General features: G+C 61.3%; 19 protein-coding genes. 3 read left to right on the forward strand and 16 right to left on the reverse strand.

Features of this window, described 5'->3' with window-relative positions:
* Positions 1 to 165: 165 nt before the first annotated feature.
* The 3 genes from groL to DW899_RS08610 form a co-directional block, all read right to left on the reverse strand.
* Positions 166 to 1,803, reverse strand: a complete 1,638-nt coding sequence (gene groL / locus DW899_RS08600) for a chaperonin GroEL (RefSeq protein WP_006234938.1) — start codon at positions 1,801 to 1,803, stop codon at positions 166 to 168.
* Positions 1,804 to 1,899: 96 nt separating this feature from the next.
* Positions 1,900 to 2,193 carry a co-chaperone GroES gene (gene groES, locus DW899_RS08605; RefSeq protein WP_040358989.1) on the reverse strand — a complete coding sequence of 98 codons (294 nt, stop codon included), beginning with the start codon at positions 2,191 to 2,193 and terminating at the stop codon, positions 1,900 to 1,902.
* 422 nt (positions 2,194 to 2,615) lie between these two features.
* Positions 2,616 to 4,253: an amidohydrolase gene (locus DW899_RS08610; protein WP_233539950.1), complete on the reverse strand. Its 1,638-nt coding sequence runs from the start codon at positions 4,251 to 4,253 to the stop codon at positions 2,616 to 2,618.
* 168 nt (positions 4,254 to 4,421) lie between these two features.
* Here DW899_RS08610 and DW899_RS08615 point away from each other — a divergent pair, with 168 nt between their 5' ends.
* A complete protein-coding gene (locus tag DW899_RS08615) occupies positions 4,422 to 5,885 on the forward strand; it encodes a M20 family metallopeptidase (RefSeq protein ID WP_117800675.1) in 1,464 nt (487 codons plus the stop codon).
* A 106-nt stretch (positions 5,886 to 5,991) separates the two neighbouring features.
* Here DW899_RS08615 and DW899_RS08620 read toward each other — a convergent pair whose 3' ends face one another.
* The 13 genes from DW899_RS08620 to DW899_RS08680 all read right to left on the reverse strand — a co-directional run bounded on the left by DW899_RS08620 (position 5,992) and on the right by DW899_RS08680 (position 17,876).
* Positions 5,992 to 6,468: a DUF2752 domain-containing protein gene (locus tag DW899_RS08620; protein WP_199570305.1), complete on the reverse strand. Its 477-nt coding sequence runs from the start codon at positions 6,466 to 6,468 to the stop codon at positions 5,992 to 5,994.
* A 13-nt stretch (positions 6,469 to 6,481) separates the two neighbouring features.
* The gene (locus DW899_RS08625) at positions 6,482 to 7,159 is read right to left on the reverse strand and encodes a DUF4234 domain-containing protein (protein WP_117800679.1); all 678 of its coding nucleotides are present in this window, start codon (positions 7,157 to 7,159) and stop codon (positions 6,482 to 6,484) included.
* 195 nt (positions 7,160 to 7,354) lie between these two features.
* The gene (locus DW899_RS08630) at positions 7,355 to 8,719 is read right to left on the reverse strand and encodes a zinc-ribbon domain-containing protein (protein WP_158566603.1); all 1,365 of its coding nucleotides are present in this window, start codon (positions 8,717 to 8,719) and stop codon (positions 7,355 to 7,357) included.
* Between the two features lie 150 nt (positions 8,720 to 8,869).
* Positions 8,870 to 9,892, reverse strand: a complete 1,023-nt coding sequence (locus tag DW899_RS08635) for a YitT family protein (protein ID WP_117800682.1) — start codon at positions 9,890 to 9,892, stop codon at positions 8,870 to 8,872.
* Between the two features lie 205 nt (positions 9,893 to 10,097).
* Complete coding sequence (locus DW899_RS08640) at positions 10,098 to 10,619, reverse strand: Asp23/Gls24 family envelope stress response protein (RefSeq protein WP_117800684.1); 522 nt, start codon at positions 10,617 to 10,619, stop codon at positions 10,098 to 10,100.
* Positions 10,620 to 10,663: 44 nt separating this feature from the next.
* The gene (locus DW899_RS10795; protein WP_231500738.1) at positions 10,664 to 11,041 is read right to left on the reverse strand and encodes a DUF2273 domain-containing protein; all 378 of its coding nucleotides are present in this window, start codon (positions 11,039 to 11,041) and stop codon (positions 10,664 to 10,666) included.
* Positions 11,034 to 11,579, reverse strand: a complete 546-nt coding sequence (locus DW899_RS08650; RefSeq protein ID WP_117800686.1) for a hypothetical protein — start codon at positions 11,577 to 11,579, stop codon at positions 11,034 to 11,036. Before DW899_RS08650 ends, DW899_RS10795 begins: the two co-directional genes overlap by 8 nt.
* A gap of 166 nt (positions 11,580 to 11,745) precedes the next feature.
* On the reverse strand, positions 11,746 to 12,552 hold the full coding sequence (locus DW899_RS08655; protein ID WP_055309449.1) for a YebC/PmpR family DNA-binding transcriptional regulator: 807 nt from the start codon (positions 12,550 to 12,552) through the stop codon (positions 11,746 to 11,748).
* 165 nt (positions 12,553 to 12,717) lie between these two features.
* Entirely contained in the window at positions 12,718 to 14,901 is a 2,184-nt protein-coding gene (locus DW899_RS08660; protein WP_233539951.1) for a DUF6020 family protein, read from the reverse strand.
* Between the two features lie 134 nt (positions 14,902 to 15,035).
* On the reverse strand, positions 15,036 to 15,857 hold the full coding sequence (gene lgt / locus DW899_RS08665; protein ID WP_117800688.1) for a prolipoprotein diacylglyceryl transferase: 822 nt from the start codon (positions 15,855 to 15,857) through the stop codon (positions 15,036 to 15,038).
* A 109-nt stretch (positions 15,858 to 15,966) separates the two neighbouring features.
* Positions 15,967 to 16,245, reverse strand: a complete 279-nt coding sequence (locus DW899_RS08670) for a NifU family protein (RefSeq protein ID WP_099432127.1) — start codon at positions 16,243 to 16,245, stop codon at positions 15,967 to 15,969.
* A 172-nt stretch (positions 16,246 to 16,417) separates the two neighbouring features.
* The gene (locus tag DW899_RS08675) at positions 16,418 to 16,942 is read right to left on the reverse strand and encodes a dCMP deaminase family protein (RefSeq protein ID WP_117800690.1); all 525 of its coding nucleotides are present in this window, start codon (positions 16,940 to 16,942) and stop codon (positions 16,418 to 16,420) included.
* A gap of 82 nt (positions 16,943 to 17,024) precedes the next feature.
* Positions 17,025 to 17,876 carry a type III pantothenate kinase gene (locus tag DW899_RS08680; protein ID WP_117800692.1) on the reverse strand — a complete coding sequence of 284 codons (852 nt, stop codon included), beginning with the start codon at positions 17,874 to 17,876 and terminating at the stop codon, positions 17,025 to 17,027.
* A gap of 192 nt (positions 17,877 to 18,068) precedes the next feature.
* Here DW899_RS08680 and DW899_RS08685 point away from each other — a divergent pair, with 192 nt between their 5' ends.
* Both DW899_RS08685 and DW899_RS08690 read left to right on the forward strand, forming a co-directional pair.
* Positions 18,069 to 19,772: an OPT/YSL family transporter gene (locus DW899_RS08685; RefSeq protein WP_117800694.1), complete on the forward strand. Its 1,704-nt coding sequence runs from the start codon at positions 18,069 to 18,071 to the stop codon at positions 19,770 to 19,772.
* A 215-nt stretch (positions 19,773 to 19,987) separates the two neighbouring features.
* A complete protein-coding gene (locus tag DW899_RS08690; RefSeq protein WP_117800696.1) occupies positions 19,988 to 21,127 on the forward strand; it encodes a DUF389 domain-containing protein in 1,140 nt (379 codons plus the stop codon).
* The last annotated feature ends 36 nt before the right edge of the window (positions 21,128 to 21,163 follow it).

Genomic DNA, 21,163 nt, shown 5'->3' on the forward strand with positions numbered 1-21,163 from the left:
AAATGGATTCTAAAAAACACCTTGCCAAATAGGAGCGTCAGGACGCAAAGAGGCTCCGCAGCGCGAAGCGCGATGCGGAGCCTCTTTGCATGTCCGAGGACGTTCCGGAGAGAAACCCCCGTCACGCCCCCGGATCCCCGGTGGGAGTTCTAGACCTTGTCGGCCTTAGTACATACCGCCGCCCTGCTGGCCAGCGGTGGCAGCAGCGATAGCGTCCTCAAGCTGAGTGTTTTTGGGGACATCGGAGACGGTAGCCTCGGTGATGAGGATCAGGCTGGCGACAGAAGCAGCGTTCTGCAGGGTGACGCGGCTGACCTTGACGGGGTCGAGGACGCCCATCTCGATCATGTCGCCCCACTCGCCGTTGGCAGAGTTGAGACCCTGGCCAGCAGGCAGCTCGGCAACCTTGTCGACCACGACAGCGCCCTCAAAGCCAGCGTTCTTGGCGATGGTGGCGACCGGAGCGGTCAGAGCCTTCTTGACGATGTCGACGCCGATCTTCTCCTCGGGGTCGTCGATCTCGACAGCATCGAGCGCAGGAGCAGCGTCCATGAAGGCGACGCCACCGCCGGCGACGATGCCCTCCTCGACAGCAGCGCGGGTAGCCTGCAGGGCATCCTCAACGCGGTGCTTGATCTCCTTGAGCTCGGACTCGGTAGCAGCGCCGACCTTGATGACGGCAACGCCACCGGAGAGCTTGGCCAGGCGCTCCTGGAGCTTCTCACGGTCGAAGTCAGAGGTGGTGTTCTCCATCTCGCCCTTAATCTGAGCGATACGGGCGTCAATGGCCTCCTTGGAGCCAGCGCCGCCGACGACAACGGTGTTGTCCTTGGAAATGGTGACGGACTTAGCGGTGCCGAGCATATCGGCGGTGATGTCAGCGACCTTCACGCCCAGCTCGTCCAGAGCAGCCTGACCACCGGTGAGGACGGCGATGTCCTCGAGGATGCGCTTGCGGCGATCGCCGTAGCCCGGGGCCTTGACGGCGCAGACGTTGAGAGCGCCACGGATCTTGTTGAGGACCAGGGTCGGCAGAGCCTCGCCGTCGATGTCCTCAGCGATGATGAGCAGGCCACGGCCGGCGCGCTGGACAGCCTCGAGAACAGGCATGATGTCCTGAACGCTGGAGATCTTCTGGTCGGTGATGAGGATGTACGGATCCTTCATCACGGCCTCCATGCGGTCGTTGTCCGTGACGAAGTAAGCGGAAACATAGCCCTTGTCGAACTGCATGCCCTCGACAGTGTCGATGGTGATGTCGAACGTCTGGGAATCCTCGACGGTGATGACGCCGTCCTTGCCCACGACCTCCATGGCCTCGGCGATCTTCTCGCCGACCTCGGGGTCACCAGCGGAGATGGTGCCGACAGAAGCGATCTGCTCCTTGGTCTCGACCGGCTTGGCCTGCTTCTTCATCTCGGCGACGGCGGCGTTGACGGCCTTGTCGATGCCGCGACGGATAGCCAGCGGGTTGGCGCCGGCGGCGACGTTGCGCAGACCGTCGTTGACGATAGCCTGAGCGAGCAGGGTTGCGGTGGTGGTGCCGTCACCCACGGTGTCGTTGGTCTTGGTGGCGACCTCCTTCACCAGCTGAGCGCCCATGTTCTCGATGTTGTCCTCGAGCTCAATCTCCTTAGCGACGGAAACGCCGTCGTTGGTGATGGTCGGGGCACCGAACGTGCGCTGCAGAGCGACGTAACGGCCCTTGGGGCCCATGGTGACGGTAACGGCGTCGGCCAGAGTGTTGACGCCCTTGGCGAGCTTGGCGCGGGCATCGGTGTTGAACGTAATGTTCTTTGCCATGGTAGGTAATCCTCCAAAAGAAATGTGACTCGCGTCGCCGCTTCCGAGTCCTATGCGGCGGGCGCGTTCAAAGACGAATCAGAGATTCTGACGAGACTAGGCCTCGACGACGGCGTAGATGTCGTCGGCGCGCATCAGCAGATACTTCTCGCCGTCGACCTTGACCTCGTTGCCGCCGAACTTACCGTAGATGACAACGTCGCCGACCTGAACGTCCATAGGGATGCGCTCACCCTTGTCGTTGACCTTACCGGCGCCAACGGCAACGATGGTGCCGCGCTGCGGCTTCTCCTGAGCGTTGCTGGCGATATACAGACCAGAAGCGGTCTTCTGCTCGGCCTCGTCGGGCTTGACCAGGACGCGATCTGCAAGCGGCTTCAAAGACGACATGCTTGTTTCCTCCTTTGTGGGCCGCGCGGTCATGCCGCGCGGGTTAACCCTTTTTGTTTGCGTACGCGTTGAATGGTACCCACGAATGGCGGGTTATACAACACGGAGTCAAAAAATCTTATTTTTTGGCACTTAGATTTTCTGAATGCCGGGGGATAACTTATGCTCGGCCCCAAGGCGGACCGGAAAGCATGAAGTTTGCTGCTCTACAGTCCTGCGCAAGACGGAAAGCACATTAAGTGCTTTCCTTTGCGTGCGGAACTCGCGACAAACTTCATGCCCTCCGGTCCGCCCCGGGAGGCAGGTTAACTAATTCGGGCCCGGCATTCAGAAAAGTCAGTACAGCAAAATGGCGATGCGGATGGTGCGAACAAGAAAGGGGCACGTTGCTGAAACGCGCCCCTTGTGGGTGGGGTATGGGGCTAGCGCTCGTAGATTAAGTTGCCTGCCAGGTAGGTGGCTTGGACTTTGGTGGCTTGGAGTTCTTGGGGGTCGATGGTGAGCAGGTTTTGGTCCAGGACTACCAGGTCGGCGTATTTGCCGGGTTCTAGGCTGCCGAGGTTTTGCTCGTCGCCCGCTGCATAGGCGCTGCCCAGGGTGTAGTTGCGCAGGGCTGTTGCTGCATCGATGCGCTCGCTCGGCAGCCAGCCGCCCTCGGGCCAGTGGCTTTTGGGGTCTTGGCGCGTGATAGCCGTGTAGAGCACGTTCATGCTGGTAACGGGCGTGATAGGGCTGTCAGTACCGAAGGCTTGGCGAATGCCGCGCTGCTTATAGGTTGCAAACGGCCACATGATGCGGCTGCGCTCCATGCCCAAATCGCGCTCGGGGCCGCCCGGGTCGAGCGTAATGTGACAGGGCTGACTCGAGGCAATCACGTTGAGCTTGCGCAGGCGGTCGATGTCCTCGGGCAGGAGGTTCTCCAGATGCTCGAGTGTGTTATGGCCGTGCTGGGGCAGGCCGTACAGGTCGGCGGCCTCCTCGAAGATATCCAGCGCGGCATGAATCGCACCGTCGCCGATGACGTGGATACGCACAGTGTGGCCGCGCTCCGCAGCCGCCAGAACCAGCTTACGCATGCGCTCGGCAGGAACTGTCAGACGGCCCTGGTCGCCCGGGAAGCGCGGATTGGTATAGGGCTCGGTGAGATATGCCGTGTGTTCGCTCGACACGCCGTCGAAGAACTGCTTAAAGCCTGGCGCCGAGAGCAGCGCATTGTTCGCGTAGCGGGTCTGAAGTTCTTCCAAGCGCGATTGGTCATCCAACAGCGTGGGGAACAGGTGGGCGCGAATGCCCAGCTTGCCAATCGCCTGAAGCTTGTCGTAGACGTCATCGCGAATAAAGTCGCAGCCCGGCATGGGCATGAGCGACATATCGCAGATTGAGGTAATGCCTTGCTCGGCCATACGCTTCATCTGGTCGGCGTATGCGCTCGCGATGCGGTCCTCGCCCAGCCACTCCAGGCAGCGCGGCAGCAGCTGCATGGCCGCAGCCTCGTGAGCGATACCCGTAAGCTCACCGTTTGAGTCTTTGTCGTAACTGCCACCCGCCGGAGGCTCGCTGTCGCGCGTAACGCCGAGCGCCTCGAGTGCGCGGCTGTTGAGCCACAGCGTGTGCCCGTCGCCCGAGTACATAACGCAGGGACGATCGGGAAATGCCGCATCGAGGGAGGCCTTGGTAGGGTGCTCGGGCGGATCCCAGCGGTAATCGCGCCAACCCTGGGTCACGACCCAGGCGTCATCTGGCAAGCCTTGGGAAAACTCGAGCGCATGCTGCACCAATGCTGCCTCGGACGTGCCCATATCCATGAGCATGTACGGCGAGGAGCCAACCGAAGTATGGAAGAAATGCAGGTGCGCATCGTGGAAACCGGGGCAGACAAACTGCTCGCCGTAATCGACCACCGGCGTGGCGGCAGGTGCGGCGTCAATCACGTCATCGGGCGCGCCGACTGCGACGATGCGATCACCCGCGATGGCGATCGCCAGCTCGCGGGCGGTATCGATGCCGTCTTGCGCGGTAAAGACGTTCTTGGAGCGGATAATCCGATCGATATGCTGCATGAGCATCCCCATCTCTGGCAGGTAATTCAACACCCCCGAGTGTACTCCCCCGCCCTTGCAACAAAACCCCAAGCGGCAAACGGCAACTTTACCAGCCCTAGCGGCAGGTGGCATACTGGAGAGAGCCTGTACGATTTTGCGATCGAGCCAGCAAGGAGCAAATCGACCATGACGAAGACCAAGGCACAGCAGATTATGGCGGCAACCGAGGTTCGCGCGGCAGACGACGTCACCGCGGCCATCCATGATATCGCCGCCGAGTTTGAACCCTACATCATCAAGCAGCGCCGGCACTTCCATAAGCACCCGGAGCTGAGCCTTGCCGAGGAGCGCACGACTTCCGACATCGCCAACCAGCTGGACGCCATGAATATCCCCTACGAGCGTCCCCTTAAGACGGGCCTTGTGGCGACCCTTCGCGGCACCGCGCCCGACGCCTATCGCGAGGACGGCACACCACGCCGCCGCATCCTGCTGCGCGCCGACATCGACGCCCTGCCCGTCACCGAGCAGACCGGCGAGGAGTTCGCCAGCGTCAACGAGGGCTGCATGCACGCCTGCGGCCACGACTGCCATATCGCCATGATGCTCGGCACGTTGCAGATTCTGCGCCACATGACCGATGACATCCACGGCGAGATTCGCATCGTTTTCCAGCCCAGCGAGGAAAACGGCCAGGGCGCCAAGCTCATGATCGGCACGGGCGTACTCGATGGCGTCGACGGTGCCTATGCCGCGCACATCTGGAGCGAGGTCGATGCCGGCACCGTGAGCTGCGAGCCCGGTCCGCGCATGGCAAACACCGACTGGTTCCGCATTGATGTCCGCGGCACCTCGTGCCATGGCGCCATGCCCCAGCGCGGCCACGACGCCGTTATGGTTGCCGCCGAAATCGTCAACGCCCTGCAGACCATCGTCTCGCGCGAGATTAGCCCCTACGAACCCGCCGTCATCACCGTCGGCGAACTGCACGGCGGCACCGCGCGCAACGTTATCGCCGGCACGGCATACCTCGCCGGCACAGTGCGCACCTATGGCGACAAGACGCATGAGGAAATGCCCGAGCTTATGCGCCGCATCGTGGAGCACACCGCAGCAGCACTAGGCGCCGAGGCCGAACTCACCGACTACACCATCGCCAACTACAAGGTCGAAAACGATGCCGCCTCGAGCGAGCGCTGCCGCCAAGCTGTGCTCAAGTGCCTGGGCCCCGCAGGCGAGGGCCATTACCGCGGCACGCTTTCGGGCGAGGATTTCTCGGAGTACCTGCGCCGTGTGCCGGGCGTGCTCGCCTTTGTTGGCACGCGCAACCCTCAGATCGGCGCCACCTATGCCCAGCACTCCTGCTTCTACAAGATCGACGAGAGCGTGCTCGCCAAGGGATCCATGGTAGCCGCCCAGTATGCCATCGACTTTTTGGCCGAGCCCACGCAAGAAGAGCTCGACGGCCCCACGATCGCCGCGGTTGCCGAGACCAATCCCGACCTGGCCGCCAAGCTGCGCTCTGCCAAGGCAACGGCCGCCGAGGCCCGCGACGCCATGCACGACGCCCGCACCGCCCGCCATGCTGCCATCAAGGGCATCCACGATGCGCGGGCTGCCGCTCGCCACGAGGAGAAGCGCGACGAGTAGCCGTCACGCCTACCCATAACAACCTGGCTAGAGCAAAGCGGGGGCGAACGTTATCTCAACGTTCGCCCCCGCTTATGTGTCGACCGCTTTTCTAGCGCGTCCTCCGTCACGACAGGTAAGAGCGAAGGATGGTGAGCCAGCGTGGGGTTTCGAGGTGGATGATATCGGTGGGAACTCCGGCGGGAGCGTGCCCACCAAAGAGCAGGCCCGCGTCTGCCGGGTTGATAAGGCGCACGATCCATACGGCAACGACCAGCACACACAGAACAATAACCGCAATGTCGATGCCACGCTTTAGCCTGCTCGATGCCACCTCCTCGCGCACGAACGCGAGCGCAAACGCAATCGGCACCACCCAAAACAGCGGATGGTAGGCAAAGGCCGCCGAAAAATCGAGGCGCAGCGCCGCCAGCCAGGCCCTCGTCATGCCACATCCCGGACAGGGAATGCCCGTCATCAGGCGAAACACGCAGCCGATATCGAGCAGGTAAAGTGCGAGCCAGGCGACAAAGAGCGCGCCGATGCAAGAAAGGGCGCGGCGAATGAGCTCCGCCGCGCCCTTATGTCCCTGAGAGCTGTTCACGCCGCTCTTGTCGTTAGGCACGAGCGCCAAGACGGGCGTTGTAAGCCGTTGCCATGGCATTGGTGTTCTTGATGATGATGTTCATGGCAAAGATGGGGCCAAGGCCGCACAGCAGCGCGCCGACAATCTGCCACATAAGAACGGTGGTGCCGTTCTCCTGGAACATCAGGCCATAGCGAGGGGCATTAGCCTGCAGGCGGTTACCAATCTTGTAGTACCAGTAGAGTCCGTAGAAGCCGCAGGTCACGAACGACAGCAAGATGAATGCTGCCAGACCCGGCGTGGAATCGCCGTCATCCTGGCACATGACATTGATGTCGCGGGCAAGGCAATAGAGGAAGTAATACGAATAGATGCCGCAGGTCACGATGGAAAGCAGGAGCCAACCGATCACGCCACGGTCGGTCTTAATCGGAGCATAGCCCATCGGGGCAGGCGCAGGCTGCTGAGCATACTGCTGCTGGCCGGCGTACTGCTGCTGCCCGGTGTACTGCTGCTGAGGCTGGGGCTGAACTGCCTGAACCGGAGTGGGCTGAATCTGCGTGGGCTGCGGAGCAGGCTGGGGCTGAGGTGCGGGCTGCGGAGCAGGCTGCGGAGTAGGAGCAGCGGAAGCGGCACCGATGGCAGAACCGCAGACAGGGCAGAATTTGGCATCATCCGAAATGGGAGAACCACAAGTGGGACAGAACATAAGCTTCTCCTTTTCCTAAGGCGTCGCACGCCTTCAAACCTTACACGTCTATGTTCTCAACAATAGCCGCGACGTTGTTGCGCAACATTGACCAATTTCCGAGAAATTTTGCTGCAACCGTTTTCCCAGGCATTTTCTTGCTTTCGCAGTAGAAAAAGGCACCCCGGGCTCAGTTGCCCAGGGCGCCTCGACCGACTATTCGGTTTGATTGTTTTCGGCAGCAGGATTATCGCCCGGCTCATCCGCCGGCGTGGCAACGGCATTCCAATCGGGTTCTGCAGGCGTCGCCTCGGGCGCGGGGGCCGGTGCCGGGGCAGACGTCGGCGCGGGCGACGTTGCAGGCGCAGGTGCGGGTGCCGGCTCAGGCACAGGCGCCGGCTCGGGTGCAGGCTCAGGCGCAGACTCGGGCGCGGGCTCGGGCTCGGGCGCAGGTGCCGGCGAAGCATCCGGAGCGCTGTAACCCGAAGGAGCGGACTTCTTCTCAAACGGCAACACAAAAGTCAGGACGTCATCCTTGTCCTCGTCGGCCCACTCGCTTGCATAACGCGCAACCCAATAGCCAACGGCACGATGCTTGAGCATGTTGCCAAAGACCGTGAGGAATACCGTGACAAACGCCGTCAGCACCAAGAACAATACGAGCGTAATGCCACCGCCGGTAACAAGCGCCTCAATAGCCGTAGGACGGTAGTAGTAGCTATACATACCGACAGAGGCAATGGTGCCAAAGACGAGCGTCAGGATCCATGTGATAACGTTGGCGACCAGACCCGTCAAAAACTCGGGAAGGAACGATGCGCAGAACAGCTTGGTCTTATTGTTCTTAAAGGCCGCCCAGACCTTATCGAGCGAAAACGCGCTCTCGACGCGACCGGTCACCGCAAAGTGCATCACGGCGATGTCGGCGAACATAGTAAAGAAGACACCCAGGACCGCCGTGGCAATCATAGCCAGAACAAACAGGCCCAGCGAGCCAAATAGAGCGGCCTCAAGCGCATAGGAGCCGAAATAAGAGTACGCACCCGCGGCACCAATTACCACGCTCTCCACCAGCGAAAGCGCTACACCAATAACGGGAATAGCCGCGATAACCTTGAGCACGCTCGAAATAACGCCCGAAAAGACGCCAAGGCCAAACGACGTGGAACGCATCAACGGACGATCCATGCCGTCATCGACCTTGAGCGACAGGTCGCGACCCCATTCGATGCCAAAGCCAGAACCGCACGCGCTTGCCACACAGGCAGCCAAAAAGCCGAAGGCAGCCGCGATACCGCCGATAACGGGAATGAAGAGCACGAGCACCGACACGACACAGATGAGCGCCGGCAAAAAGGCAACCTGGCACACGCGCTGCAGCACGCCCGGCGTCTTGGTCATGTCTTCAAACGCCTGAGCTACACAGCCCTTGGGCACGTTCACGTTAGGCTGAGGAACAAACTGCTGAGGCTGAGACTGCCCCTGAGGAGCAGAGGTTGCAGCACCGGTATTAGGAGCGCCACACGCGCCACAGAACTTGTCGTTATCGGCCATGGGGGCGCCACACTGCGAACAGAACATCGAAATCATCCCTTCGTATCTAGAGCGAATCACCTGGATCGCAAACGATGTCTTTGGCAACATTATCGCCCAATGTGGGGACAAATACTCCAAGATGGCCGATTTGCAACGTAGGCGGCCTTATTCAATGATTCGAAGGGTGCGTCCGCGCTAGTTCGTGCCGCGGAAGCCCTTGCCCACGATCTCGGAGCTATCGACGATGGTGATGAAGGCGTCGGGGTCAATCTCGCGGGTATAGCGGCGCAGCTGCACTGCCTCGCGACGGCTCAGCACGCTCATGATCACCGTGACGCACTTGCCCGAGAAGGCGCCGTAGCCACGGCTGATCGTTGCCGTGCGGTTGAGATGCTTGACGATAAACTCCTCGACTTTGCGCGGTTCGGCACAAATAATCGTACAGACCTTGCGCAGGTGGATGCTCTCGATGGCCTTGTCGACCACAAGCGTCTTGGCAAACAGACCGAGCACACAGTACAGACCGACACGCGGGCCATACAAAAAGGCCGCGATGGTCACGATGCCGATATCGACCAGCAACAGGGCACGGCCGATCTCAAGCGTCGTGCGACGCTTGAGGATCATGGCAAGAATGTCCGTGCCGCCCGTCGAGGCGCCAATGTCAAAGACAATGGCACTGCCCAGCGCCGGCAAGATGACGGCAAAACACAGGTCGAGCCACATATCGCCCGTCATCGAAACATCCGTCGGAATGAAGAGCTCAAACAGCGAGACGTAGGCCGAAAGCGCAAACGAGGCAAAGACACTCCAAAGGATTGCCTTGCGCTCCAAAAAGATAAAACCCAGGATGACCAGGATCGCGTTGATAATCCACATAAAGACGCCGACGGGCAGAGTCGGGAACAGCGTAGAAAGAATGACCGACACACCCGAGGTGCCACCGAAGGCAAAGTGATTGGGCGTTTTGAAAGCCACGATGGCAAAGGCCGTGAGGATCAGGCCCAGGTTGAGCTCGGCAAAAAAGCGCGGAAATCCTGGTTCCTGGCTGCGCTTGCGGCCGGCGCGCTCGCCTTGCTCAATAACATCGCGATCGACAACGCGCTCCATCGGCACCACGGGAGGACGATGCACCTCCTCGGCAGCACGCGATGCCGCCTCTACCGCAGCGGCCTCAATCGCCCATGCCTTGCTTTCTGTTTCGTGCTCGTCGGCCATTACGGCAACTCCTCGTTAACAATTTGGAAACAATGCGCCCATTAGGGTAACGCGGAACGCGGCAATTGCAACCCTTAGTTAGACGAGCGGCGTGCCCGCATCGGGGGCATACAAAGAACGGCCGGCCGCGCATGTGCCTGCGCGGTCGGCCGTTTGACGTTATCGCAGATAAAACCTGCCAAAATAAACATCCCTTTTTGGCAGGTTACTCGTGCTGGTTGGTGCGGTGTTCGTACTCCTCGGGGGTGATGACGTCCTCGATGCGTAGGTTGACGCCCGCCACCTCAAGGCCGGTCATCGCGGCGAGGCGCTCGGTCACGCGCGCCTTAACGTCGTCGAAAATCGCGGGCGCGTAGGCGCCGTACTCGATGATGACCGAGATGTTGACGACCACGCGGTTGTCGTCGGTGACCTCGACCGTCACGCCCTTGGTCAGGTTCTCGGCACCAAACTGCTCCTGAACAAAGTGCATGAGGTTACCTTTCATGCCCAGAACGTGCGGCACCTCGCGGGTGGCCATGGCGACGATCTTCTCAATCACGCCGTTGGAATAGGTCAGCGAGTCCTCGGACTCGTCCGCCTCCTCGTCATCCTCGTCCGCCTCGTCTTCGGACTCTGCCTCGACGAGCGCCTCGTCCTCGAGCGTTACGTCCTCCGCCTCGGCGGCGACGGCCTCGTTCGTCTCGAGCTCGGTATCGGCCACATCGACCTTCGTGTTAAAAGCCATGGTTCCTCCTTATGCCTGCCACGGATGCGACAGTCGAATACATATTAGCGGCCGCTAAACAGACGGCCGAAGAAGTTGACGATCCCGTTCTCGCCGTCGCGGATCTGACCAATTACGGCGCCGATCAGCACGAAGAATGCAATGACGAGCGTGTCCCACAGGCCCAACGTGAGCACCAACACGGCGAGGATAAAGCCGGCGACGGCGCCGAGCGTGGTGTTGGGATGACGCACAGCATAGCTCCAGATGGCAGCGCCCGTACCCTTGATGAGACCCATAGCCTCGTCAAAATCCGCGGCTGCCGCGTCTTGTAACTCGGTTGCCTCTGCTTTGGAATCAACAGGTTCGCTCGCCGACGTGGCGCTCTGGTCAATCGTCAGGCGCGGCGTACGAGCGGTCTTATCTTGATTGGTATCACTCACCGGAAACCTCCACGGTCTGGACGGTAGTCTTGGACGGCAAAAAACGGACACGCGCGGTCGTACCCGGCGTGCCGAGCATGGTGTCGCAAGCTTCCTCGATGCGCTGCTGCATCGCGGTAGCCAGAGATGCCACGTCCTTATCGTCAAGCGCGATAGCCTCGACCTTAAAACGGACGTGCGACTCGTCGGAGCCCTGGACGCGCGCCTCGATATACTCGACCATCACGCGGTCGTCGCGCTCAGCCGCAGCACGGGCGCACGAGGAGAGAGCCGCAAGGGTGACCTCGATATTGCGCTCCCCCGCCGGATGCACGCAGGACGGCTCGCGGCGAGCAAACATCAGGCGGAAGAAGACCGCCAGCACGCCAAGCGCCACGACACCGCCGCACACTGTAACGACAATGCGCGGCATGGGGTCACGCATCAGCAGCATAAAGCGGTAGGTATATGGCCCCCAAAACTGGCAGACCAACGTGCCCAGCGCCACGACGGCGGCGGCAAGATATACGATCGCTAGGGCTCGTTTGAGCACGCGCATGCGGCGCTCCCTTCAAATCTCGATCCACAGAATGCAAAACAATTCGCATCATTATAAAAGAGCCGGGTCCGGTGCTGTACGCACGCGGATCCGGCTCATCTATTCCACGAGGCTTGCATGCTCGTTTCATTATGCCCAGATATGCGCGGCTTAACCCGCGCGGGCGCTACTCCTCCTCGAGGGCAGCGATGACCTCGTCGGTCATATCCATGGTGCTGTAGACGTCCTGGACGTCGTCGAGCTCCTCGAGACGGTCGATGAGGCGCTGAACCTTCTTGGCGTCGGTACCGGAGACCTCGGTCGGGGTGGTCGGAACCATGGTGGTCTCGGAGCCCTTGACCTGGATGCCCTGCTCCTCGAGTGCCTTGGAGACAGCCATGACGTCGTTAGCAGCGGTCCAGACGATCCACTCCTCGCCGGCGTCCTCGTAGTCCTCGCCACCGGCCTCGGCGATTGCCATCATGAACTCATCCTCGTCACCGGCAGCACCGTTGGCGATCATGGTCTCCTTCTTGGCGTTCTCGTCCAGGATCTCCTTGGCGACGACGATCTGGCCCTTGCGCTCAAACTGGAAGGCGACGGAGCCGGAGGTGCCCAGGTTGCCACCAGCGTGGGAGAAGGCGGAACGGACATCGGCGGCAGTACGGTTGCGGTTGTCGGTCAGGCAGTCAACATAGACGGCGACACCGGCGGGACCATAGCCCTCGTACACGATGTTCTCGTAGACGGCGGCATCGGCACCCGAACCAAAGGCCTTGTCGATAGCGGACTTGATCTTGTCCTTGGGCATGGACTGAGCCTTGGCCTTAGCAACGGCAGCGGCGAGGCTGGCGTTGTTCTCGGGCAGCGGGTCACCGCCGAGACGGGCAGCAACGGTGATGTTGCGGCTCAGCTTGGAGAAGAGGGCGGAACGCTTGGCGTCCTGCGCGCCCTTACGATGCTTGGTTGTGGCCCACTTAGAGTGTCCGGACATACGTGTCTCCTATCGGTTTCGACCTAAAGCCCAGCGCAGATGCTCGGGCAATATAAACAAACGTCGTTATGATATACCTACTGGCCTGCGAGATAAACCCCAAAATGAAGGCGTCGTGATGATGCCATCCTTTGGTGCAAAGCGACCTGTCCCCTTTGCACCAAATTAGGACCAGAGGAGGTCGCTGCGAGTGATGGTGGCGCCGATGGCAAAGGGCATGCAGGCGATAACCGGATACAGGTAGCGCATGTAGGTCGAGCCGTTGCAGGGACCGATCAGGCACACGGCAAGCACGCCCAGCAGCGGCAACCAAATGGCCAGACCGCGCCATGAATGACGACGTAGCAGATAGACCACCACGGCGATCATGATCCACACATAGGTGGCCGAGCTCATGGTGAGCGAGATAAACGGGATGCGCTGCACCGCCACGCGATACAGGTTGATCAGGTGGTCGCACCAGCACACAACCTTGCTATCGACCGGATGGAAGTCAAAGTACTTGAGGTTATCGGGCTTCGCCATAATCTCGGCACTGCGCGCCGTGCTGTAGACCCACACATCGCGGGCACTCGGATAAAAGTAGCCGTAGTAGTTATTGATGAGCGCCGAGATATAGCACTCGGGATCCTTTTTGAACATCTGCGCCCAGACCTCAAAATAGGCCTTGATATCCTCCTGCGAGGCGTACTCGTTAAAGCAATTTTTGACGGCGTCCGACTTATCCGGGTTGTAGCGGCGGCCCAGATTGTCGTACTTGAGCACACGGTCGATCACGGCACGCTCATCGTCGGTCACCAAGCCGTCGCAAGGAGCCTCCACGATAGTGCCGTCCTCCTTAACCGTAGGGTTGACACCCGAGTTGAGGCCGTCGTGCTTTTGGACGAAACGAGCCGTCTGCTGGAACGGAATCGAGAGGATTTCGCGCTTGGAACTAGGCGTAATGTCGTGCGCCGGCATAAACACCTTGGTGAAGTACATATTAGAGGCAAGGCAGAGTCCAAGCACCGCGAGGACGCCAACCCAGCGGAAGCGCGGCGTGGCGCATGAGACCGCGGTGCCCGTCTGCTTAGCCGCACGACGGGCGACATGTACATCCCATGCGCAAAACGCCGCCGCAATCACGCAGGCCGCCAACGGAAAGACCAGACCGCCATTGCGCAAAAACGTGGAACCCATGGCAGCCAGCGCAAGCAACAGCCAGTCATGGCGCGCAAAGAGCACGGGCCTCTGTTCGCCCGCACGCTCGGCATTGGCATCGCGACGGGGCAGGCCGCAGGCCACGAGCTTCACGGTCTGCACCAACAGCACCAAAAACGCGTCGGCAAAGAGCACGTCTTTGGTGAGCAGGGCCGCGTAGTTGGAGAACATGGGCATAAACGCAAAGAACAGCAGGATCGCACCGCGAACCGGCAGGCTCACGCCCAGTTTGCGCAGCGACGAAATGGAATAGGCCATGCAGGCAGCCGTGATGACAAATTGAGCGCAGGTATAGATGATGAGGCCCGCGCCAGCGCTGTTGAACAGCGAAAGCCCCAGCTGAACGCACGAGCCGATAATGGCCGTGTGCACTACGGGATGATGCCCGTTGAGCAGCACGTTGGGGTTGAGTAGGCGCAGGTAGTCGCTCGTGCCGTTGGGATAGTTGAACCACTGGCGAATCTGCGCGCCCGTATCTCCCATAAAAAGGCCAGGCAGCGAAGCGATGAGCGTGGGCGCCCAGGCGATCATAAGCACCAGGAAGGGCCCGGCAAAGGGATGGACCGAGAGCACGGCGTGAGCCACGCGCCATATACGGCCAAAGTGCGCCTCGGAAAACGGGATGCGCCGAGAGCTCAGCCAATCTAGACACTCAAAAGCCAGATAGAAGGCCACGATCGCTAGGAGCATCCAGCCCGCGCCGCCAATCCAGGCGCAGATGATGCGGGCCTTGTCGCCAAGAACAATCTCGGCCGAGTCGGTGAGGTCGTAGCTGCGGCCGAACACCATGCAGATGGCGAAGAACAGCGACGGCAGAATGATCGACGGACGCCAGGTGTCGCCACGGCCAAAGAACACGTAGCGAAACGGCAAGGTGAGCAAGCAGGCAAGCGCAAGCAGCATGACCGCGTCGGTGTGGCCGGCAAACGAGAGAAGCACCTCGTAGCACACGTACAGCATGCCAGAGGCTTTGGGGTCAATCGCCAAGACTGCGTTGCTCGACACCGGGGCGGGATCGATGGAAAACGCCGTGGTCGCCAACAACGCGAGCAAAAAAGCGATGAGCGTCTGCTTGACGGGGTAGCGCTTAAACCAAACGATACGGGCGGCATCGCGCGCAGCCGTTGTGGAGAGTTCGGAATCCTTCACAGTCCAAAGAGCCTTTCTAGAAACCTGCCAAAAAGGGACAGGTTTATTTTGGCAGGTTTTATCTGGAAAACGTTACGGTTCTGTCATCGTTGCCCAGCAAACCACCACAAAGGTGCCTGTCCCCTTTGTGGTGGTTAGACGTCGAGGTAGATGCGCTGGGAGCGATTGCGGTGTCGGGCGAAGATGATGAGCACCAGGCCGGCAATCACGAGCGGCAAACTCAGCAGCTGGCCCATGGTGATAACGCCTCCCAGCAGATAGCCCAGCTGCGCATCGGGCACGCGCACAAACTCAATCAAAAAGCGAACGATGCCGTAGCCCATCACAAAGACGCCCATAAACGTACCCTGGGGCAGCAGCGGTTTTTTGCGACTGAGCACCTGCAGGATGCAAAAGAGCACAATGCCCTCTAGAAACGCCTCGTAGAGCTGGGAGGGATGGCGTGGCATATCGCCCGCGGTGCCGCCAAAGACCACACCCCAGGGCAGATCGGTCGGCTTACCCCACAGCTCGCCGTTGACAAAGTTGGCGCAACGTCCCAGGCACAGGGCCAGCGGAGCGCCAATGACGGCAAGATCGGCCAACGTCCACGCATCGAGCTTGTACATACGGCACACGAGCACGCCGCCGACGATGCCGCCCACCAGGCCGCCGTGGAAACTCATGCCGCCTTCGTTGGTGGCAAAGATCTCGAGCGGGTGCGCCCAGTAGTAGCCATCACCATAAAAGACGACGTAGAACAGGCGCGCACCGATAATGAGGCCAAAGACCACGCCGACCACGACACTCGTCAGGTCGTCAATCGTGATGTTAAAGCCCCAGCGACGCTGCGTGCGGTACATGACGACCGCCGTGAGCAGAGCGCCGACCACGTAGGCCAGGCCGTACCAGTAGATGGTGATGGGGCCCGCCGAGATCGCGACAGGATCAAGCATATGGTAGAAGTCGTTGAGCATGTCGACCCTCCTACTCCCTACATACAAATGCGGCCGCGGGCCTTGCGCTCGCAGCCGCATATTTGGGCGTAACGTCTATGCGGAGTATGCCGTCCGCGGCTTTCGCATCTTAGAACGGCGCGTACTCGTCGTACAGGTCGTCGGTCTCGCCGGAGGCATTAACCTGCTCAACACGAGTAACGCCGGGCACATGCTCCTTCAGGATGCGCTCAATACCCATGGACAGGGTCAGCGAGCTCATGGGGCAGCCGGCGCAAGCGCCCTGCAGCTCCAGTTTGACGACGCCCTCGTCGTCAACACCCACATACTCCATATCGCCGCCGTCGGCCTGCAGGTTGGGGCGAATCTCTTCAAGAACCTTCTTAAGCAGCTCTTCGTTAACAGCCACAGGGGCTCCTTTCTCACAATAACGCGGGCACGCCCGCGGACAGGGGCTATGTTACTACAGCCATGTACCCGCTCACGAGCCATCCATGCGCGCGGACACGACTTTCACGAGCAGTCAATTTGGGACGGGGATCTTTTAGCTGCCTGTTGTTACCAGCTGGCATTGTCACGCGCTACTGCTGAGCCTGCCCCTCGGTACCGATGTGAACATCGACGATAACCTGGCGGTAGCTAATACCGCAGGAGTCGAGAATGCGGCGGCTGATGCGGCCGTCGTCGGTGTCGGCGTACTTGTTGTCCAGGTAGACAACCTCGCCCACAGCCACCTGCGCCAAAATCTTGGCGCAGTCGTGGCACGGGAACAGCGTGACGTAGACCGTGGAACCCTCGAGGTCCTTGAGCGAGCCACGGTAGTTGAGCACGGCGTTGGCCTCGGCATGGACCACGTAGTTGTGCTTGTCCTGCAGCGGGTCGTCGCTCGTACCCCACGGGAAAAAGTCGTCGTTGAGCGCCGAGGGCGTACCGTTGTAGCCCACCGAAAGGATACGGTGGTTGGTGCTGGCGATGCACGCACCCACCTGCGTGTTGGGGTCCTTGCTGCGGCGCTGTGCGGCGATGGCCACGCTCATAAAGAACTCGTCCCAGCTAATGACGTCCAGGCGCTTGCCTGACGAAGTTTGATGAAGATCGTCCGACATGGCAGACACCTCCGTAATCGCAATAGTTTGGCCCATTGTAGCAGGTGAAAGGTAGGGGCGCTTATCCCACCAGCCCCTCGCCCTACGCGCGGCGGGGCTTTTGGTTGATGCGGTAGAGCTCGGCGAGACCCCGCAACGTCAGCGCGTCGTCTACCGTCAGGCTATGGCCGACCAGCGCCGCAAGTGCCTCGGCATCGTCGCCGGTAATGACGATGGGCACATCGCCCTCCCCCGCGGCCTTGGTCGCGCGCATCTCGGCAAGCACCATGTCGAGCATTCCGTCGATGCGGGCTACCTCGCCCAAAACCACACCCGAGCGCATGGCCTCACGCGTGTTGCGTCCGATGACGTGCGTTGGCGCCGAGGGCTCAACCTGGGGTAGGCGCGCTGCTGCCGCCGAAAGCGAACGGGCGCCGAGGGCCAGGCCTGGCGCGATAACGCCGCCCACAAAGGTACCGTGCGCGTCGATGACCTCGATATTGGTCGTCGTGCCCAGGTCGATCACGATGCACGGAGAGCCGTAGACGGCACGGGCCGCCACGGCGTCGGCGATGCGGTCGGGACCGATCTCGGCCGGGTCATCGTAGTGCACAGGCATGCCGGTCTTAAGTCCCGGCCCCACGGTGAGCACGCGCCCCGTGCAGGTGCGGGAAAGCGCCGTCTTCCAAGGGCGCTCGAGCGCCGGGACTACACAGCTCAGCACGGCCGCGGCGGGTGCAAGCATCCCGGGCACACCTGCATCGGCGGCGAGCGCGCCCATGACCTGCACAAGTCGCATGCGCGCTTCGTCGGCCGTAATGCTCGACGGCGTCGTGATCTCGCATGTCGCAAGCGGACATTCCTGCGCCGCGGCCGAATCCTCTGCAAACAGGCCAAAGCGAATGAACGTGTTGCCCACGTCGACCGTCAATATATATGCGCACCCATTAAGCATCGTCGGCGCTCCTTTCGTCTGCCCAGCAGTATATCGCCTACCTAAACCAGTCATCCCAAAATGGCTAGGTTGCGGCTATACTGATGCGCGGTCGTACGCGAGCTCACGCGGCGGCCCTTGGTAACCCGACTTCCCGCGCCGTATCCGTAGCGGCGCTTGCGGGGGAAGCGGATATACGCAAAGGAGTTCTATATGAGCAATCCCTCGAACCGCGCCTCGATGCGCGGTCAACTCACGCTGCGCGGCGTCGTCATCGGCGTCCTTGGTTGCGTGATCATCACGGCGAGCTCGGCCTACACGGCCCTCAAGATGGGCGCACTCCCCTGGCCGATCATTTTCGCTGCCGTCATCTCGCTGTTCTTCCTGAAGCTCATGGGCAACGCCAGCCTCAACGAGGCCAACGTCACCCACACCATCATGTCCGCTGGCGCCATGGTCGCCGGCGGCCTGGCGTTTACCATCCCGGGTGCCTGGATGCTGGGCTATGCCGACCAGATCAGCTGGCTCGACATGTTTATCGTGGCGCTCGCCGGCACTATCTTGGGCCTGCTGGCCACCGCGCTCATCCACCGTCACTTTATCGTGGACGCCGCGCTTGAGTTCCCCACCGGCAACGCCGCAGCTCAGACCCTGCGCGCCACCGAGGCCGGCGGCAAGACCGGCAAGCAGCTCTTTGGCTCTATGGCCATCGCAGGCATCTACAGCGTGCTGCGCGACGCCCTGGGCGTGGTGCCCAGCATGCTGTGCACGCTCAACATCCCCGGCGTGACCTTTGGCATCTACAACTCGCCCATGCTGCTCTCCGTCGGCTTCCTCGTGGGCTTCGCCCCGGTCGCCTTCTGGTTTGCCGGCGCGCTGCTAGGTAACTTTGGCATCATCGTGGGCGGCACCGCTGCCGGTCTATTCGACGTTGTGACTGCGCAGGGCATCGTCAAATCGCTCGGCATGGGCCTCATGATGGGCTTTGGCGTCGCCGTCGTCCTCAAGGACATCCTGCCGCAGGTCGCCGGCATCGCCCGCGGCCTCGCCGCCGACAGCTCCAGCGACACCGACGAGCAGTCGCTCATCTCGGGCTCGCTTAAGCTCGACGCCGGCATCATCGGCCTGGGTACTGCCGCCATCGCCGTGATCGTCGCCATCGCGCTCGACCTTGGCCCCGTCCCGGCCGTCATCGTCACGCTGTTCACCTTTGTCACCACCATCATGAGCGCGCAGAGCTGCGGCCAGACGGGCATCGACCCCATGGAGATCTTCGGCCTCATCGTCATGCTCATCGTGGCTGCCTTCGCACAGATCGCCCAGGTCAAGCTGTTCTTTATCGCCGGCATCGTGGCCGTGGCATGCGGCCTTGCGGGCGACGTCATGAACGACTTTAAGGCCGGCGCCGTGCTGGGCACCAATCCGCGTGCGCAGTGGATCGGCCAGGCCATCGGCGGCATCGTGGGCGCCCTGGTCGCCGCCGCCGTCATGGTCGCGCTCGTCACCGCCTATGGTCCGGATGCTTTCGGCCCCGACAAGAGCTTTGTGGCCGCGCAGGCAAGCGTCGTCGCCACCATGGTCTCGGGCATCCCGAGCGTGCCGTGGTTCGCAGGTGGCTTTATCGCCGGCATCGTCATGTACTGGCTCGGCATTCCGGCCATGATGATCGGCCTAGGCGTGTACCTGCCGTTCTACATGTCGCTCACGGCCTTCTTGGGCTCCTGCGTCAAGCTCGCCTACGACAAGTGGGCCGCACACCGCGACGCCGCTGCCGGTCTTTCGGACGAGGAGAAGGCCTCCAAGGATGCCGCCTTCCAGGAGCAGGGCCTGGTCGTCGCCAGCGGCCTGCTCGGCGGCGAGTCCATCGTCGGCGTTATCCTGGCGTTTGTCTCTGTTGGTCTGAGCCTGCTAGGGTAGGCCGAACAACAACGCACCAGCGCAGAGCGCGGGGTCGGAATCAAACCGGCCCCGCGCTTTTTTGTCTATTTGACTCTTATGATCCTCACGGCGTTTTAGCCATGTCGATTGTCCTGACTTCCAGGTCAACAAACCTTGTCTGACACCTCGCCTAACGCGGTGTAGAGTAAAGACGACAGACGCAAGAAGCGGCTCAGAAGCTAAACGAGGTAAGCATGGAACTCGACAAACAACAGATCAAGCGGCTGCGCGAGCGTCATCATCGTCGTCACGGTATACGCCCTGCACACAGCGAGGCCATGGAGAATGCCACCCGTTTCCTTAAGCAGGCGTTCAACATACGCGAGGGACGCGCGCCCCATCACGTGATTCGCAAGCGCTTTGTAAACGGGGCGCGCCTGACTGGCTCGCACTTATGCATCCTGATCATTGCCATGTTGATCGCGAGCATCGGCCTCGATATCGACTCGGACATTGCCATCGTGGGCGCCATGCTCATCTGTCCGCTCATGGGCTCGGTCCTTGCCATGGCATACGGCATCGCCACGCTCGACCGCGAGATTGCCGTCGAGGCGATTGCCGGCCTCGCGCTGCAGATGGTCTTTTGTCTAATCACGTCCACGCTGTACTTTAAGCTCTCGCCCCTTGGCACCACCACGGCCGCCATCATCGACAACTCGACACCGACTATGTGGGACCTTGCCGTCGCGCTCGCGGGCGGCTTTGCGGGCGGACTGGGCAACTCGCGCGACCAGGAACCCGCTACGCTCATCGCCGGCGTGGCCGTGGCGACCGCGCTCATGCCGCCCCTGTGCGCGGCGGGCTATGGCATCGCCATCGCAAGCGGGTCGCTGTTTCTCTCGGCCCTCTACGAGTTTGGCATCAACGTGGTCTTTATCGCACTGGCTGCCGAAGCCGTGCTGCTTCTTTTGCGCGTGCCGCTCAAGCGCGACCTCAACGGCGACGGCATTGTGACCGCCGAGGAAAATGCCGAGGTCGATGAGCTGTCACACAAGGTGCGCCGCCGCATCATCGTGGGCACGGTGATCTTTGCCATCCCCTGCATCGTTATGACGGCGGGGTCTATTGGCTCGGCGCAGGCCGGCGTGCAGGACGGTTACGGCGTCACCGAAACCACGCGCGAGCTTGCCGCGGTGCTGCCGGGCTTTAAGGATTACACCGTTGCCGTCGAGACCTCGGCCACCGAAGACGAGGAGGAGGGCCTTGTCGAGCGCGAGGTTGTCGCCCATGTGACGACAAGCGAGGCGCTTGGGGCACACGACCGCCGTGTAGCCCGCAAGCTCATCGACCTCAATGTGCCCGAGCTCGATCGCGTGGAGTTTGATGTGCAGTAATACGCGACGTGGGATGGATGCGCGCAGCCGCGAGTC

Origin of the sequence: Collinsella sp. AM41-2BH, assembly GCF_003468085.1 — a bacterium.
GTDB lineage: Bacteria > Actinomycetota > Coriobacteriia > Coriobacteriales > Coriobacteriaceae > Collinsella.